Here is a 17,323-nt window from a genome sequence, read left to right on the forward strand (position 1 = left end):
GAATTTGACAAAGGAGTGTGATTGTATGAAGAAGTTGATAACACTTGTCTTAGCATTAGTTTGTGTGTTAGGTTTGGTCGGTTGCAATCAAAAGGCTGTTAGTGCTTCAGAAGTGTATTCTTTCCCCGAACCTACAACAATGATTACAGTGTCTTTCTACTCACAAGGAGAAGAAACTGCATTTGAAATTGGTTCAGAGGAATATGACTCCAATGATTTATCTACAACCCCTGTTATTAACTGGTTCTATGATTTGAAGCTGACTGCTTGCGATGAGCCAGAAGCAGTAGAAGGCTCGGAAAGTTATGAATTCTATGTGAAAGGTGAAAGTGCTTTTACCTACGAAGATAGAGGTAGCGAAGCATATATTATCATTGGTGGGAGCTACTACAAGGTAAGCAATCCTTCTGCTCCACCGATTAACTAACCCAATTCCAGTTTATCGGAAAGTGTTTAGGACGGACAGGCAAAACAGCTTGCCCGTCCTTTCCTTTATCGCTCCTGTTCCTGCCGCTTGGTGCGGATCTGCGTCTGCTCCGGCTGGTCGGCGCGGAGTGCAATATCCACGCACCTGCGGATTTTTTGAAGCTCGGCAACCTCGGCGCGGGTATCTTTCAGTTTGGTATAATCGCTGTCCCTCTGTGTTTTGAGGTCAGCATATTCCTGTTCCCATTCCGCAATAGGCAAGGTCTTTGTTCCTTTCGGCAGATTTGCATGGAGATAGCGGCTTGCTGCGTTCCATAGGGTCAGCTCGGCGCGGTGGGCTTCCTCGTACTTGTCGCGCTTGTTTGTCCAGCCGTTTTGCAGCTTTTTCAGCTCATCGTGAATGGGCTTGTACTCTGTGTAGTTCTTCCCGTATTCAATTAGTTTTTGCAGCTCTTTCATGCGCTGCTCGGCGGCTTTCATTCCCTCCCGGATAGAAAAGGCTTCATCACTGACAGAGGAAAGGGAAGCGTCCAGCTCGTCAAGATTAGAGATGCCATGCTCGGAGAGATAGTTGACCGCTGCCGCTATGGTTTTCAGTTCATCGGCTGTGTGCTGCTGTTGCCAACGCTGCGAATACTTCCGGCTCTTTTCTCTCTGAACGCTCAAATACTTCATCAGCAGATTTGCAAGGTTGGGAGATTGCGGCGATTGCTCCGGGGCGGTTTCCCGCGCTTTGAACAGGTCGGCAATCCATTCTTTGAGCTTTCCAATCTGCGCCCGGATTTCCCGGATAAGGCGGTTTGCCTTTTGGATATTTCGGTTCAGTTCGCCTTTCTCGGTGGCGATACCTTTCTTCTCCATCTGGCAAGCCGCCACGCCCATGTGGACGGTGGGTATCTCGTCTATGCCGCGCTCGGCGTTGCTGCGGTGGTCGATACGCTCCGGGCTTCCGGCACGCTCAAGATAGTCGTTTGAAATATCAGCCCATGCCTTGCGCCAAACAAGCGCATTCTCTTGGCTGTTCCAGCCCGTGAGGTCAACCTTGTGCGTCTTATATCTGCCGCTTGGCAAGCGGATACGCTCACCGTTTTCATCAAGGTCATATTCCTTTTTGGCCTTTGCCGCCCACGCGCCGCGCTCGTCAAGGGGGCGCATGGTAAGCATAATATGACAATGGGGGTTGCCGCTGTTGGTGTCGTGGATAACAAAATCCACACACATTCCTCTGGAAACAAATTGAGAGGAACAGTATTCCCGGACAAGCCGGATCTGTTCCTCTCTGGATAATTCTATGGGGAGTGCCGCGTCAATCTCTCTGGCAAGCTGGGCGTTCCCGGCTTTCTCGTAAAGCTCCACGCTGTTCCACAAGGTTGAACGGTCAGAGAAAGAGGGCGGGGCATGGGGCGGCAGCATGATTTCTGTATGGACAACGCCGCCTTTGCGGGTGTAGTCGTGGGTCATTCCGTCCCACTCGTTTGTCAGCTTTTCGCCGCTTCGGTAGGCGGCTGCGGCAACGGCTGATTTGCCTTTTCCTCGGCTCACAATACCGATGTTCCAATGGTAAATGGCTATGGGTATCACCTCCCGGATAGGATAATAAAACCCGCAAAAATGGTACAGACGCCAAAGGCGGGTGTACTGTTTTTGTGGGTGTGCAGGGATAGCCGCGAAGCGGCGCAAGGGGTGCAGCCCCTTGTTGCGGCAAAGCCGCCAATCGTAGCGCGGGGTAAAATCCCTGTGCGAAGATAAGCCCTCGGCAGAGCGCACACGCCCGCAAGGGTGTATAAGTGCGCCCTTTGTTCCAAAGGGATTTTCAGCTTGTGGCGTTCCCGGCTCGTTTTCGCAAAAACTCCCGCGCTGGCTGGCTCGTCAAGGCAAGCCGGAGAAGTGCAGCGGCTTCCTCGTCGGTCATGTCTTTTGCTTCCGGCACAATGCTTTCAAAGACCGCGCCCCGGACGATAAGGCGGTGGCTGCGTGTCCGGCGCTCCTCTTTGGATAGCTTCTGCCGCAACATCTTTTCCCGGTTCTCATATTGCCGGATTTTCTTCTTCCCGTCCTCAATCTCGGCGGTCAGTTCCTCGCGGGTTTTCTCTCTTGGTTTCGTCATGGGTGGTCGCTCCTTTCTGCCCGTAGGCATGGAAAAGGGCAGTCGATTTCTCGGCTGCCCTTTCGATATGAAGATAGATTATTCAGTTTGCGGCGGGGTCTTGTTCTGATACTTCTTCATCAGAAGTCTGGCTGTTAGGAAGCGGGTCATATCCGTCTGGGTTTCCGTCAAGGTTCATACCTGTTTCGTCACTAAAAGAAGTTAAGTCAAAATTCCCGTTTTCTGTCAGCTTCTGGATAACTTCTGCCAACTGATTTTTTATTGTTTCGCTATCATCTTTCATGCCGCCATTTTCCAGATATACTTCGCAATCGCCAATCTCAAAGGTTGCATAGTAAATAGCATTTTGCTCGCCTCGGCTGTTCGGGTCTGTTACAAAATATCCTGCGACTATGTTTATACCGTTGATTTCAGAGACTTTCTCCGTTCCAACAATTACAGTATCAAGCAACTGCACATCTGATGTTGAAATGATTATTTTCACATTTCCGGCTTGCCCCTCAAATCCAATCAGTTCTTGTGAACCACCTGCGTCTATATCGCTATTTAGAAAAATTGCATTGGCTGTAATAGGTAAATCCGAAAATAAAGCTAAGGTTTCATCTCCTGTAAGTGGCTTTGTAGTTATATCTACATCTAAAGCCAAAGAGCCGCCCGCATTATCAGACTTCACAAAAACAATTTTTTCCCCGTTATTCAATGTGGCTATATCGGTATGACTGCCGAATAATCCACTTTGAAACAATCCCACGCCTAAGACGGTTACAGCTACAAAACAAGCTGCAATAGCTCCCCATTTAGCCCAGATGGGCTTCTTTGCTTTCTTCTTGTAGTTGACAGCTTCATCAACATACTTGCTGTCAAGTTCGCTCATGGCTTCGGAAAACTTCTTTGAGTTCATACGAATACCTCTCTTTCTGCTAAATAGCTTTTCATTTTCTGACGGATACGGGTCAGCCGGACGGAGATATTTTTCTCCGAAAGCCCTACAAACTCGGCTATGTCCTTACAGCTATCGGAAAACCAATAGCGGCGCATGAAGATAACGCGGTTTTCAACGGTCAGCGTGTCCAGAAAACTTTCAATGATACGGGCCAACTCTCTGGCTTCAATCTCGGCTTCCACTGTGTTCGGGTCTGCTATACAGGCTTCGATTTCCTCCATAGCAATCGTGTAAGTGCTGCTGCGTTTGGCTGCTTCCTTTCTGTAATAGATTTTCAGTGAAATGTTCCGAACGATTTTACAGATATAGGCCAAAAGCGGGTTTGGCTTCGCCGGGGGGATTGCGTTCCACGCCCCTAAGTAAGCGTCATTGACGCACTCCTCCGCGTCCTGTCTGCTGTTTACAATGTTATACGATAACTTGTGGCAAACTTTACCGTATTTTATATCCAGCTCCCGTATGCCCTGTTCTGAACGCCCAAAAAACATTTCAATGATTTTTTCATCTTCTATCATCACACCGCCTCCTTTCCGGCTTCACCTATATACTACGGTTTCAGCGGCGAATACTACATCAAATCTCAAACTTTTTCAAAAAATTATACCACATCTTTTTGAATAGTGTGTGTCAAATTGCCAGAGTGTTTTTTCGCCGCTTCGCTTGTCGCCCTGCGCCGTTCCTCGCTGTATGGGGCGGTCAGACGGAAAGAGAAACGCCCCTTGCGGATTTCAAACTCCATGCAGCCTGTTTCTGCGTCCTCGTCGGTCAGCTTGCAGATCGCCGGGTAGCGGCGGCTGTATGCGGTCAGCCTGTTCTTTAAGTCGGTGTTGCGGGTGCGGATATGGATTAACGGGTCTTTCTCGTCAAACCAAATATCGGTGGTCTTTTCCTGCTTCGTAAGCCCTGTTCTCATAAACTCTCCTTTCTGCGCCCCTGTTACGCAATAGGGGCATTTTTCGGGTGTTTTTCCCGGCTCTTGGCTTGGGAAAAACGGCGATTTTCCAATAGAAAACGCTCCGGCGATACATTCCTCGTCCAGAGCGTTTCTATCGTGAAATATGGGATTTTTCCGGCTCTTGACGCTCATACATAGATAAGCTCAAACTTGACGATTTCTTCCGCTTGCGCCTTGCAGGTGTTCATCAGCCCCACCCATTGCATGGGGTCTGCGGCTTTCAGTTCCTCGGTTGCGCCCGCACCCTCGGCAAGCTGCGGGATAATGAGGTCAAGGCGGCGACGGACGGCGGCTTCAATCTCGGCGCAATGCTCATAGAGGGTTTCGCTTGCGACAAGGGCGGTGTAGAGGTCGGGGCGGTAGCCCTCAAGGTAGGCTTTCCGCAAGTGTCCGTAATGCCCGATAGGGGGCTTTTTCTTGGCGGGTGCGTCGCCGTTGTCAATCAATCTTCTCATGCGCTCAATGCTCCTTTCTCGTCCTGCACAAGAGGAAGCTCGATAGGCTCTTGCGGCTCCTGTGCCTGTTCTTGCTGCTCTTTCCATTGTTTGCGTTTTTTCTGCATATAGCGGCGGTTGTACTCGGCTTTCTTTGCCCGTCGGCGTTCCTGTTCGGCTATCGCGGCGATTTCTTCCTCCGTCAGTTCCACTTCCTCGTGTGGGATTTCCACCTTGCCCACGAAGTTAAAGAAAATCTCAATTTCCTGTGTGCGGCTTGCCCCTTTGCCCTCCGCTTGGTGGACAAGGATTTTTTCAATAAACTCATTTATCATGGCGGGGGTAAGCTCGGAAAAATCTGTGTACCGCTTCACAAGAGCGATAAACTTTTCCGCATTGACGCTCTCGCTGCTGATACGGTCAAGCTCCTGTTGGTCTTGGGTAATGCTTGTGTTCAGCCCGTCCAATTCAAGTTCAAAATCGTGTAGCATTTGCTCAAAGAGCTTATCAGAAAGTTTCCCATTGACATTATCCTCATAGAGCTTTCGTATCAAGCGGCTCAATTCATCGGCGCGTTTCTCGCTGCGCTGTTTCCTCTGCCGTATGGTCTTGATAGCCTTTTTCTGCCGTTCCCCGGAAGCGGAGCAGACTTGTTCAATAAAGGCGGCTTCATTGTTCTGCGCATAGTTGCATACTTCCTTTATCGCTTCAAGTAGCAGTTCATTTACAACAACGGTGCGGATAAGGTGGGTGGTGCAGTAGGTGTCATATCGCTGATTTCCTAAATCGTATCGGGAGCAGTTGTATTCGTCGCGGTCTGGACGCCTTTTCCCGTTTGGTCGCCCCGCCCAATCCCGCGCCTTTCCCGCTTTCCCTCGATGGTTATACATCTTCGCCCCACAATCGGCACAAAACATTAAGCCGGTTAAGGGGTTGGCTTCTCCGATGGTGTCAGTTCTGCGGATTGTTTTTCTCAATGACTGTACGCGCTCCCATGTCTCTTTGTCAATGATGGCTTCCTGTGTGTCCTCGAAGATAACTAAATCCTCTTTGGGTGTCGCTTTGGAGCGTTTGTTCTTGTAGCTTTCCTTGTAAGTCCGAAAGTTTACTGTATGCCCCATGTATTCCGGCTTTGACAGAATATCGGAAATTGTATTGCCGCGCCATGCGTAAGGCTCGGTTGAATTGTAGTTTGACTTGTGATTTCCCATGCCGCGCTGTGCAAGATAGTATGACGGTCTTTCTATCTTTTCCAACGCAAGAATACGGGCGGTTTCATACGGGCCTTTGCCCTCTATCGCCATTCGGTAAATCCGGCGTACTACCTCGGCGGCTTCCTCGTCAATAATCCAATGGTTTTTATCATTCGGGTCTTTCTTGTAGCCGTATATGCAATGGTTTGTCAAATGTGCGCCGGACATTCCCTTTGCCCGTAAAACAGTTGTGATTTTGCGGCTGGAGTCACGAACATACCACTCGTTCATAATGTTCAAAAACGGCGCAAACTCGCTGCTTTCCCGTTTGTCGCTGTCTACACCGTTGGCAATGGCGATAAAGCGCACGCCGTTTTCTCTGAACATCACTTCGGTATAAAATCCCACTTGCAAGTAATCCCTACCGACGCGACTTAAATCTTTTACAAGGACATGGGAAACCTCGCCGCTTTCAATGCTTTCAATCATGCGCTTCCAATTCGGACGGTCAAAATTAGCCCCAGACCACCCATCGTCGGTAAAGTGGGCGCAGTTAGTAAAGCCATGCGATTTTGCATAATCTTCAAGCAGCTTCTTTTGATTGATAATCGAATTGCTGTCGCCTGTCAGTTCGTCGTCGCGGCTCAACCTCTCATAAAGGGCTGTGATTTTTCCGCTTCCTGTTTGCTTTGTTTTCATGGGTCAATTCTCCTTTCTATGGGCGATTTCTTATCCCCCTTTCATAGCATATAACATCCGTATAATGCTTCGGCGGTGCTGTAAAATGTTCACTAAATTTTACAACAACACATTCAAATACCTGTCCTATTTTTATATCTGGAAAATCACTTTCCTCCTCTTCTGGCTTTTCTGCATTTTTCCCATATGATTTAAAGAACCGTTCTTCCACTTCTTTCCATCCATATTGGAGAACATTCTTTCCAGATGCAGTAAACAGTTCTCCATGACAGGAAATTTCAGTCTTAATACTCTCATATATGTATTCCTGTTCCGATGCACATAATAACTTTGATGCAATCAGCATGAGAATTTCCTTTTCTCCACCCGGAAGTGCTTTTAAATCCATGTTTGTAATTTCTACCGTTGGTATAATTGCATGATGATCTGATACCTTTTTACTGTTCAAAAGTCTCTTTATATCTGGTTCTGAACCCTTTATTGACATTTCAGGAAACATACTATTTACTGCCCCGACAACCAGAAGAGCATTTTCTTCCATATCATCTGTAAGATATTGGCTATCCGTCCTTGGATACGTCACCAGTTTCTTCTCATAAAGGCTTTGGGTATAGTCCAAGGTTTGCTGTGCCGTAAATCCAAGAAGACGATTTGCTTCCCTCTGTAATGTGAGCAGATCATATAATTTCGGCGGCTGTACCTTTTTCTTCTCTTTCTTTACTGAAAGAATCTGTGCAGTTTCATCCTTCATATCCTCCACCATCTGAACGGCAGCACTTTTCTCTTTTATCCGGTTGCTTACAGCATCCAATCCATCCATCAGAAGATGAACCAGATAATACTTCTCTTTCTGGAAGTTCTCGATGCTCTTTTCCCGTTCCACCAGCATTGCAAGTGTAGGTGTCTGCACCCGACCTACAATCAACCGATGGTGATACAGTACCGTAAACAGTCTGGTGGCATTAATTCCTACCAGCCAGTCTGCTTCACTTCGCGCCACTGCAGAATAATAAAGATCATCATATTCATGTCCATCTTTCAGCTGCTGAAATCCTTCCAGAATTGCTTTTTCCTCCATGGAAGAAATCCACAGTCTTTTAAAGGGAAGTTTACATTCTGCCTGGTTATATACCAGACGGAAAATCAACTCCCCTTCTCTTCCTGCATCTGTTGCACATATAACTTCTGTGATATCTGCTCTGTGAAGCAGTTCCTTTAAAACCCGAAACTGCCCTTTGGTACTTTCTTTAATCTGATATTTCCAATTCTCCGGAATCATGGGAAGTGTTTCATATTTCCATGCTTTCCAGTCATCCCGGTACTGATCTGCTCTGGCCAGTTCAATCAAATGCCCAATACACCAGGAAACCAGATACTCTTTTCCTTCCAGATAGCCATCTTTTACGTTTGTGGCATGAAGCACCTTCGCAATGTTTCTGGCTACGCTGGGTTTTTCCGCAATTACAAGCTGCAATTTTCTATCTCCTTTCTGCACCTGTCGCTGTAATTAAGTGAAACAAAGTTATTTCTCTGATTCTTCGTCTTCTACTTCACCTTCCATTTCATATTCTTCTAATTCTTCATCATCCTCACGAATTGTATCTTCCTCCTCATCGTCGTCCTCGTCCTCTTCATAATCAAAAGAAGTATTTCTTCCTTTCATAAATTTCCAATAATAGTAAGCACCACAAACTCCTGCCAGAACCAGCAGCATTAATAAAATCGTGCCGGAATTATTGCTTTTCTTCTCAGGTTCTTCCTTTTCTTCCGGTATGATCGTAACTTCTGGTTCCGGTATCTCTGTGATCTTCTCTGTTTCAAGTGGCAGTGCGGATTCTGCAATAGCCTGGTTCTGTGGAAGTGTGACCATGTTGGTATCCGTAAAGTTCAAAAGATCATTTTCGCCTACCTCTGTAAGAAGATAAACATTTTCATCCGTTTTATCCTTATCTACAATCAGATAAAAAACCTTATCACTTTTTGTCTTGATCGTATAAAATTCCTTTCCCCCTTTGTCCTGAACTGTTCCTGTTGTCATGCCGGAAGCAGAACTTTCTCCCTGCACCCGTCCGGTATCTGCTTCTGTATCCGTTTCATTTCCTGTGTTTTCTGGTTCTGTTGGTGCAGTAGCAGTCTCGTTCGTTGTCTGATGTTCCGTTACGGTTGCCGTAGCACTGGTGGGCTTACTTGCAGTTCCATCGGCTGGCAAAGAAGCTGCATTCTGCTCCGTTCCGGAAACCTCTGTATTCTCTTTTACTGCATCTGGATTTTCATAATAAGGGTTTCCTACTTTATAGATCTCTGACATATTTCCTGCTTTGTCTTTTGCCTGCAGGGTAAAGTATTCATAGGAAGTATCCGCTTTTTGCAAACAGACATTTAATGTATTATTCGTCAGTTCTGTGAATTCATTTCCATTGACATACAAAGCAGCAATTCCCGATTCCGCATCAACTCCCTGCACGATCAGTATCCCATTCTTCGCAGCCGCAATAATAGTTGGTTTGGTTTTATCAAAACACTCTATGTAACGATTCTGCTCATAAGTATTTCCATTCTGATCGGTAACTCTCACATAAATACTACAATTAGAAGAGATGGATACTTCCATATTTCCGGTTATGTCTGACCATCCTCCATTTTCTGAAAGTCTTGCTTCTACTTTTGCAATAGAAAAAGCACCTGTATTCTTTGTATCTTCCACTTGAATTTTTACGGTTGCCGTATCTGTCTGCCAGCCTTCGGGTTCTGTAAAGGTAATCCCTACTTCCGGTGTTTCCGTCACATCATTTCCTGCATCTTCCTGTGCCTGTTCCACTGGATCTGCAAGAATTTCAGCTTCTGATTCATCTGAAAAATCAACATCTTCCGGGCTGCTTTCTTCTGATGATTCCACTTCTACATTATCTGCCCATACAGTCAGACTTCCGGGCGAACTATAAAAGAAAGCTCCTGCCGGAAGTCCTGCTAACGTAGCTGCGGTTAAAAATACAGCTGCTCTTTTATGAAATTTCTTCATTTTCTGTCTGCTCCTTTTCTCTGGTTTCCAATATCTTTTTTTGTTCCTCCTTGCTGATATCAATCATCAACTGAAGCTCCTCTGCGGAAACTCCATTGCTTCGGATAATTTTCAGATACTCCATATCCTCTGCCTGTTTCTTCTGTTCTTCCAGATCCCTTGCTTTTTTCTGTAGCTTTTCAATCTTAACGTAGGTTCTTGCAAGTTCTTCTTTTATTCGTTCAATGTTCAAATACGCCCCTCCTTATGGCCTGCCAAAAGCATAAAAATGAGACTGCCAGTATACAGAATTAATGGACGTATACTGAATTGGATTTCCACAATGGATCATCTGTCCATCTCCGGCATAAATTCCTACGTGGGTAACCGGCTCTCCCGCATCATACGTCCCAGTGAAAAAGATAATATCTCCTGGCCTTGCTTCTTCTGGTGATACAGGCATACAAATGTCATAAATTCCCTGTGCAGTAAGTCTTCCCATATTGCAGACACCCGAATTGGTAAACACATAGCTTACAAAACCAGAACAGTCAAAAGAAGTCTCCGGGCTGGAACCGCCCCATACATACGGCATACCAAGATATTTGTCTGCTTCCGCAAATAATCTCCGCACAGTCTCATCATCATAACTGCCGCCTCCACCATACAGCCCGCTATCTCCGGTACTGATATAAAAAACAGGATTATAATATTCCCCATCTTTGACCAGTTCCAAATATAACTGGCTTCCGGTTGCACTTCCTGTACTTCCCGTTGTACCAATTACAGTATCTGTTGTTACTTCCTGACCATTTGCTACCGAAATGCTCTGCAGATAAGCGTATTTAATCTGCACACCTTTTTTATCCTGCGTAACTACATAATTTCCAAAAGTTCCGCTATATCCTACATCTACAACAAAACCATTCATCGCTGACTTCACTTCTGTTCCCTGTCGTACATTAATCGTCACACCTCTGTGAAGTTGTGTCTGCCCGGTTCCATTGTTTACAGAATACCCATAATAGGTACTGATATAGGCATACCAGTTTAACTCAACCGGAGTTTTATATGTCTGTAAATTTCCTCTGTTGGAATAGACCTCTTCATAAATTTCCTGCTCATCCCCTTCCATTCTGGACAGAATAACACTTCTAAGCGGTTTTGCCTGAACAGAAACATTCAGTACATCTGCAGTTACTGTACGGGTAACTTCCACAGAGTTCTGATTACCCTCTGCCAGAAAACATTCCCAGGTCTGATGACCATGTGCCTCAGCTACTGCGTGATTATCATAATAAACATCAAACTGGACACCATACTGGGCAAAGTTTCCAGTATCTTCTACGGTGTACTCAATCCCATTCATCACTACTTTCGTCCCCATTGGAAGAAATGGGTTTGCAGCATCAACCGCAAGCGTATGATTAGCCTGTGGCATTGCCCCTGAAGCAGTAGGTCCTCCACTCCACACGCCACAGCAGATGGGACAATTACAGTATCCACTGGTCACAACATTTCCCAATGACTGCCCTACCTGTATTGTAGATGTTTCCTGCCGGGTTTCACTTTTTTCCTCTACGGTGATTCCGTACTGTAAAGAAAAAATTGTTTCCAGTTCTCCTTTTATCTCATCAAACTTAAAATCCCCATAACTGGCAGTCAGATAACTGATCAATGTATGAGGATCATGGCCGATTTCACCAATGTTATATCTGTATTCATCTTTTCCTGGATACCGGGCTTCCATCTGGTTTATTTTCTGTTGAAGACTGGCTTCCAACTGCGTATAATACAACTCTGCTTTTTCAATTTCGTCCGGATCCGCAATGTAACTGGAAGCGATTACCGTAGAAATTCCATTAGAAAACATAGCCGAACAGGAAGCAAATCCTGTCATTACGGAAAGAAGCAAAATCAATAACAACCCCATTGAGATCAGAGTAGTTACATTTCTTACAAATACTTCCTGTGCCTTTCTTGCAATTTTAGTAGCAAGATTTACTGACCGGATTGAGGTGTCTTTTGTTTCTTTTGCAATCTTCCCAGCCCGGTATGCCATCTGATACTCTCGCTTAATCCTCTGCTTCTGTATTAATTTTCTGATCAGCTTTTTCTGCATCTCTGGATGTTCTTCCAGATATTTCTGATATTGATACCTGGATGCACTCTTCCAGGCTCTTTTCTCTAAACGGTTTTCTTTATGTATCTGACTGCGGTTCTTCCGGATATTTCTACTGCTATGTTCCTGTAATATCCACTCACCTGAACGCACCAGCTTATGTGCTGCATCTACAGCACTGTTTTCCTCTTCGTCTTCGCCTGCTTTCTGATATACTGCATTTTTTAATGCTTTCTTTGGAACAGAAGACAAGGTTTTCTTTTTACCATCCGTTTTCCCTGTTTTTTTGTCGAAATATAAATGGTACTTTACCTTTGCTTTCTGTTCCTCATTTGTTTTCTTGGTATAAACAGAATCTTTCGGAATTTTGTTCTGCCTCTCAGCTTCCTGTTTTCTTGCAGCCTTATCCACTTCCTGATAAGTTTTTATTGTTTTTCGGCTATATTTCTGCTTTCCTTTTTTTCGGTTTGTAGAAACATCATTCTTCTCTGCCTGAAAATGTTCTCCATCTGTTTCAGCCGAAGTTTTCTTTTCTTTCTTCAGACTTCCATCTGTCTCCAGTTTTCCAAACTGCAGTCTCTGCTGTTTCTTTTTCTGTCGCTGATACTGGCTCCTGTGTTTTTCTTTGCGCTCACGTATTTCTACCGCTGAATCCACAGATACACCTGCAGGCTTGTCCCGGTATCTGTACCGTCCCTGTGTTTTTCGTTTTCCCGGAGGACTGTTTGCAGCCTCTTCTTTTTTGGCAGGATTTCCCTCCTGAACTTTTTCGGAAAATTGTTTCTTTTCAGCTTTTTTATGAGAGTTTTTCTTCTTTTCAGAAGTAATAAATGCCTGTTCTACATCCTTCTGTTTATAAGGCAACTCCTGATCGCTGTTTGTAACTTTTCTGGTCTCCTTTGTTGCAAGATTTTCCTCAACCAGACCATTTCTGGTCATACGGCTGACTTTCTTCTCTTTCGCCGTATATTTTTGTTTTCCCAATGTACCTCACCTCTGCTTTTTTGTCCGTTAAGTCTGAATCTCATCCGGTTTAGTACTCATCAAAGCATAGGTTCTGGTATCCTGCGGATATCTGTCTGCAAAAGGTATGATTACATTTCCGTAAAAAAGCAGCCCTTCTCCTGCATTACTGTTATTTACAAAAGAAATCTGATGCTTGGAAATATTCAATTTCTCCGCAAGGATCTTCTGATCCCCGCTGTGCTGATTTAACATCAGGATAAAATCACTGTTTCCCACAATACTTTCTACTGCCAGAGAGCCAAGAAAATCTGTTACATTCTGACTGATTCCTGTAATGATTCCACCCCACTTACGAAATCTCTTCCACATTTCAATAGAATAATTAGCAGTCTGTGGCTGGTTCAGCAAAAGGTGAAATTCATCCACATAATAACGGGTTGATTTCCTGCAACTGCGGTTCTGTGATACTCTTGTCCAAACCATATGCTGGACAATCAACATCCCTGCTTTTCGTAGTGTGGTTCCAAGTTCCCGGATATCAAAGCATACCACTCTGTTCTGCGTATCGACATTACTTCGATGGTTAAATACATTCTGCGATCCTGTTACATACAACTGCAGACTGTTGGCAATGTTCTGTGCTGCTGGTTTATCTGGTGCATAAAAGTTCAGACGTTCATAGAAATCCTGCAAAGTCGGCATATTTTCCGGTTTTGGATCATTGTAAAGATATTTTTTATAAATGTCTTTTACACACAGGTCAATCATGGAAACCTCATCACCATTTAATTCTGCATTTTGAGGTTTCTTCATAATGACCTCGCAGAAAGATGTGATAAACTCTGCTTTATCAGCAATAATGGTATCAATATCCTCCACATCGCCATTAATCCTGTATTTCTCCGGATGATAAATAACATCCAGGTTCACTTCCATAGGATTGATGTAATCATTACTTTTTGCACTGATTTTAATAACTTCACCATTTAAGGCATTTACCAGCGGAAAATATTCTCCCTCCGGGTCACAGATAATAATGTCATCGTCTGTAATCAGGAAAACATTGAGAATTTCTCTTTTCGTTGCAAAACTCTTACCGGAACCAGGAGTACCCAAAATCAGGCCGTTAGGTGTTTTCAATCGTTTCCGATCCACCATAATGAGATTGTTTGACAGTGCATTTAAGCCATAGTAAAGAGCTTCACCGCCTTGGAAAAGTTCCTGTGTGGTAAACGGAACAAAGATTGCTGTAGAAGTCGTAGTCATAATTCTCTGTATTCCAGTCTGGTTCATTCCCAGTGGTAGTGATGCCACAAGTCCCTGTTCCTGCTGATATTGAAGTCTCCGCATATTGCAATTATATTTCTGGGCGATTCCTGCAGTCTGATACACAATATTGTCCAGTTTTCTCTTATTGTCCGCTGTATTCATCAGCAAAAAAGTAAGTTCAAAAAGTTTCTCATTCCTGGACTGGATTTCATTGAGCAATCCCTCCACATCCTCTCCGTATGTAGAAATGTCCGTTGGAATAATACCCATATCATATCCGCTTCTGACCGCTTTCTTCTGTTCTTCAATTTTCATTTTCTGAATATTTGACAGCGTACTTTTCAAGCTTTTAATAGCTGCCTTGGGATCAATTGGACGCAGGTGCATATTGATGATAAGATTCTCTTCCAGATCCAGCAGATCTGCCAGCAGTTTATCCGTAAGTTCTGGTGATGTAATCTGTAAATATGACACGCATCCAAAAGTCTGTCCCATCCGAAAATAGCTGTCATTGCGAAAATCAAATCCGGTAGGTGCAATAAAGTCTTTTGTCTGCAGACCTGTTTTTGCAACCATCCCATAATGGAAATGGAAAGATTCTTTTGTGTCCATATTCATCACATCATGCAGAATTTTCAGACGTTCTACCCCATTTAAAGGCTCTGCCATGGCTCCCATCACCTTAAAATTATTCAATACACTGGCTTCAATTCTCTCCAGCCTGGATTTTGCATTTCGCAGATTATCCGCCTTAATGGAAAATGTAATATATTTTGTTTTTACAAGCCCATTATTTCCTTTGGAAAGCTGCATTTTCAACATATCCGAATATTCTTTCCGAATATCATTGAAACAGTCATCCTGCTCTGGAATATCAATATTTTTTGCATACTCATCAAAATTCACCTGTTGATTAAGAAATGTAATTTGTACCTCAACAGAGCTGTCAAATGAATTCAGGAACTCACAATAGTTCTCAAAAATAGCCGCTTTATCATCATTCTGCGCTAACTGGTAATTTATATCGTAGAACTGCACCATCTTTGAATAATAGTTATCATCTGTCCTGCAGATACCATCCTTATATATTTCCTTATATGGAATCGTATCCTGCGCTGTAAAAGGCTTCCTCTTCTTCTGATTCTCCGCTTTTATCATCCGAAGTTCTTTCAGACGCTTTTTTTCTTCTTTCGTAAGTCCGGTTTTCTGTTTCTTATTTTTTTCGGTCTGCTTTTTTAAGGAAATGGAACGGATTTCTCGCTTCCCTGGCTTCTTTTGCCTTTTTCTCAAGCCATGCACCCTCTTTCTCTAATTTATCGTACTCTATAATCCGGTCATATAAGTTTTGGGAACGATAGACCCTGATTCCAGGTCTTAAAAATTTCTGCCGGATAATGTGAAGCAATATTTTCTCTGCTGGAAATCCATCCTTTTCATACATTGCAAAAAAGAAAAATGGCAGCATCACTATGATCATAAGCGTTGCTGCCACATCTGTTCCCATTCCTGCTTTTGTCAGCAAATAGACCGGAACACCACAAATTCCTGCCAGAGAAAAACATATAATTTGTCTTTTAGTTAAATTCAGTGCTAATTTTGTCTTTATTTTTGAAAAATCTTTCGGCACTGGAACATATGCCATATTCTTGTTTCCTCCTAATGTGCATTGAAGATTGATTTTGCCAGGGAACTGGTCTTAAACAGGCTGAAACATAAAATAACTGTATATGCTGCAACTGACCAGATAGCTGTATGAAGATTATCCGCAACTGTAATAGCATTTACCAGAACTGCATAAATCGCAACACATACCATCATAAAAAATCCCTGGAATCCCAACGCTAATAATGCCTTCACGTAATTATTTCCAATACTTCCCCATTCCCTGTTCGTAAATGTTGAAAACGGAATAGGTGCCACAGAGACATAAAGATATATTTCTATCATTCGTCCATATAAAATGACGGTAATCAGGACTGATATGATTTTTAGACATAAACTGACCAGCATCGTTTCCAGACCAAGCCCCAGTAATTCTCCGATTCCCATATCTTCAATCTGTGTTTCAAGAAGCGTTTTCAATGCTTCTGTAACATCAATAGATGCGGAACCGGTTATCATACCACCAGCATTGGATACCACATGATTCGCTACATCAAAAATTGCCATCGCAATATCAAAAGTATGAGTAACCAGATATACCGCTACCCACATCTTAAAAATGTATTTGAAAAACATAAACGTATCCGTATCGTGCATATTGTTTTTTTCCATAATCATGGAAATCAGCTCATAACACAGTACAAATGTAATAATCATCCCCGCAATGGGGACAATGACATTATCCGACAGATTTTTTATCATGGAAAAAATGCCACTGTTCCAATTTTGGGGTGTTTTCCCAACCTCCGCAGCAATCGTTTCTACTTTGGTATTTACATCGGTGAACATGGTATCCAGGTTTGATGTGATCCAACCTGTTAGCAGATCCTTTATGAACTCTGTTATTTTTTCGGTTATTCCACCCATTTATTTATCCAAACAAAGTTGCAAGCTGTGGAATCAGGTTTATTCCAATCAGTACGATGCCACCGCCCGCCATCAACTGCTTTATCCCCAATTAGGTGTAAAACTCTGCTCGATGGCGGGCGGCGGCGTACAAAAAATCTATATGGTGTTTTTAAGAGAACCGTCCCGGCGGGACAGGTCAGGCAGTGACCTGTTCCACCTCCGGGATGGGTTTGAGATTAAAATGAATTTCGATAGAAATGTGTCTTGTTTTATCTTCGTCGATGCGCTCATGCACGACGATTTCTTTGATTAAGCGGTTGAGGGTGGCTGCGTCCAACTCTGTGATGTTGGCATATTCCTGAATGGCTTCCACCCATTGTTTTGCGTCATTGGCAAGCTGGACTTCATCGGACAGCCGCTTCCTGCCTTCGGACACTCTGGTTTTAAGCTCCGTCTGCTCGGTCTGTGTCTTTTCCAGCATGGTGTTGAAATTCTGCTCACTGATACGCCCTGCAATCATATCTTCATAAAGCCGCATTACCATTTTGTCCAGAACCTCAATCCGTTCCTCGTCCCTTGTAAGGGAGCGTTCCATTGCTTCCCGCTGTTCCCGCTGCTCGGCTTCACAGGTATTGGTCAAGCGGTCGGCAACCGCTTCCCCGTCCATCAGGGCGGCTCTGGCACATTCCCGGATTTTCCG

The 17,323-nt window shown here is 44.1% G+C and carries 16 protein-coding genes and 1 pseudogene; 1 reads left to right on the plus strand and 16 read right to left on the minus strand.

The features are described 5' to 3' along the window. Positions 1-25: 25 nt before the first annotated feature. Positions 26-427, plus strand: coding sequence for a hypothetical protein (locus H8S54_RS09620; protein WP_033121559.1), 402 nt, complete (start codon positions 26-28; stop codon positions 425-427). 65 nt (positions 428-492) lie between these two features. On the opposite strand, the gene mobQ is transcribed toward H8S54_RS09620, so the two are convergent. The 16 genes and pseudogenes from mobQ to H8S54_RS09700 all read right to left on the minus strand — a co-directional run. Next, positions 493-2,007, minus strand: a complete 1,515-nt coding sequence (mobQ, locus tag H8S54_RS09625; RefSeq protein ID WP_186901396.1) for a MobQ family relaxase — start codon at positions 2,005-2,007, stop codon at positions 493-495. A gap of 232 nt (positions 2,008-2,239) precedes the next feature. Then, positions 2,240-2,533, minus strand: a complete 294-nt coding sequence (locus H8S54_RS09630) for a DUF3847 domain-containing protein (protein ID WP_097777331.1) — start codon at positions 2,531-2,533, stop codon at positions 2,240-2,242. An 82-nt stretch (positions 2,534-2,615) separates the two neighbouring features. Further along, positions 2,616-3,434 (minus strand): hypothetical protein, encoded by an 819-nt coding sequence (locus H8S54_RS09635; protein ID WP_186901400.1) that lies wholly within the window; start codon positions 3,432-3,434, stop codon positions 2,616-2,618. Further along, positions 3,431-3,991 (minus strand): RNA polymerase sigma factor, encoded by a 561-nt coding sequence (locus H8S54_RS09640; RefSeq protein ID WP_097777329.1) that lies wholly within the window; start codon positions 3,989-3,991, stop codon positions 3,431-3,433. The genes H8S54_RS09635 and H8S54_RS09640 overlap by 4 nt, the downstream gene beginning before the upstream one ends. A gap of 83 nt (positions 3,992-4,074) precedes the next feature. Next, positions 4,075-4,563 (minus strand): hypothetical protein, encoded by a 489-nt coding sequence (locus H8S54_RS19555; RefSeq protein WP_330600155.1) that lies wholly within the window; start codon positions 4,561-4,563, stop codon positions 4,075-4,077. Then, positions 4,560-4,886, minus strand: coding sequence for a TnpV protein (locus tag H8S54_RS09650; RefSeq protein ID WP_119189542.1), 327 nt, complete (start codon positions 4,884-4,886; stop codon positions 4,560-4,562). Before H8S54_RS09650 ends, H8S54_RS19555 begins: the two co-directional genes overlap by 4 nt. Next, positions 4,883-6,757 (minus strand): recombinase family protein, encoded by a 1,875-nt coding sequence (locus H8S54_RS09655; protein WP_186901392.1) that lies wholly within the window; start codon positions 6,755-6,757, stop codon positions 4,883-4,885. Before H8S54_RS09655 ends, H8S54_RS09650 begins: the two co-directional genes overlap by 4 nt. 16 nt (positions 6,758-6,773) lie before the next feature. Then, positions 6,774-8,231, minus strand: a complete 1,458-nt coding sequence (locus tag H8S54_RS09660; RefSeq protein WP_186901393.1) for a DNA topoisomerase — start codon at positions 8,229-8,231, stop codon at positions 6,774-6,776. 48 nt (positions 8,232-8,279) lie between these two features. Continuing rightward, complete coding sequence (locus H8S54_RS09665; protein WP_186901394.1) at positions 8,280-9,776, minus strand: CD1107 family mobile element protein; 1,497 nt, start codon at positions 9,774-9,776, stop codon at positions 8,280-8,282. Then, a complete protein-coding gene (locus H8S54_RS09670) occupies positions 9,760-10,008 on the minus strand; it encodes a DUF4315 family protein (RefSeq protein WP_021652602.1) in 249 nt (82 codons plus the stop codon). The genes H8S54_RS09665 and H8S54_RS09670 overlap by 17 nt, the downstream gene beginning before the upstream one ends. Positions 10,009-10,020: 12 nt before the next feature. Continuing rightward, positions 10,021-12,861, minus strand: coding sequence for a CD1108 family mobile element protein (locus tag H8S54_RS09675; RefSeq protein ID WP_330600156.1), 2,841 nt, complete (start codon positions 12,859-12,861; stop codon positions 10,021-10,023). 27 nt (positions 12,862-12,888) lie between these two features. Beyond that, positions 12,889-15,270, minus strand: coding sequence for a VirB4-like conjugal transfer ATPase, CD1110 family (locus tag H8S54_RS09680; protein WP_207725608.1), 2,382 nt, complete (start codon positions 15,268-15,270; stop codon positions 12,889-12,891). Positions 15,271-15,325: 55 nt separating this feature from the next. Then, positions 15,326-15,754 carry a PrgI family protein gene (locus H8S54_RS09685; protein ID WP_055066062.1) on the minus strand — a complete coding sequence of 143 codons (429 nt, stop codon included), beginning with the start codon at positions 15,752-15,754 and terminating at the stop codon, positions 15,326-15,328. Between the two features lie 14 nt (positions 15,755-15,768). Then, positions 15,769-16,641 (minus strand): VirB6/TrbL-like conjugal transfer protein, CD1112 family, encoded by an 873-nt coding sequence (locus H8S54_RS09690; protein ID WP_015541262.1) that lies wholly within the window; start codon positions 16,639-16,641, stop codon positions 15,769-15,771. Positions 16,642-16,645: 4 nt separating this feature from the next. Further along, a pseudogene (locus H8S54_RS09695) lies at positions 16,646-16,729 on the minus strand (Maff2 family mobile element protein); the annotation flags it as partial. Positions 16,730-16,819: 90 nt separating this feature from the next. Beyond that, positions 16,820-17,323 (minus strand): DUF4368 domain-containing protein (locus H8S54_RS09700; protein WP_186901395.1); only part of this gene is annotated, 504 nt, incomplete at its 5' end.

The sequence above is a fragment of the Blautia segnis genome (assembly GCF_014287535.1).
GTDB classification, from domain to species: domain Bacteria; phylum Bacillota; class Clostridia; order Lachnospirales; family Lachnospiraceae; genus Blautia_A; species Blautia_A acetigignens.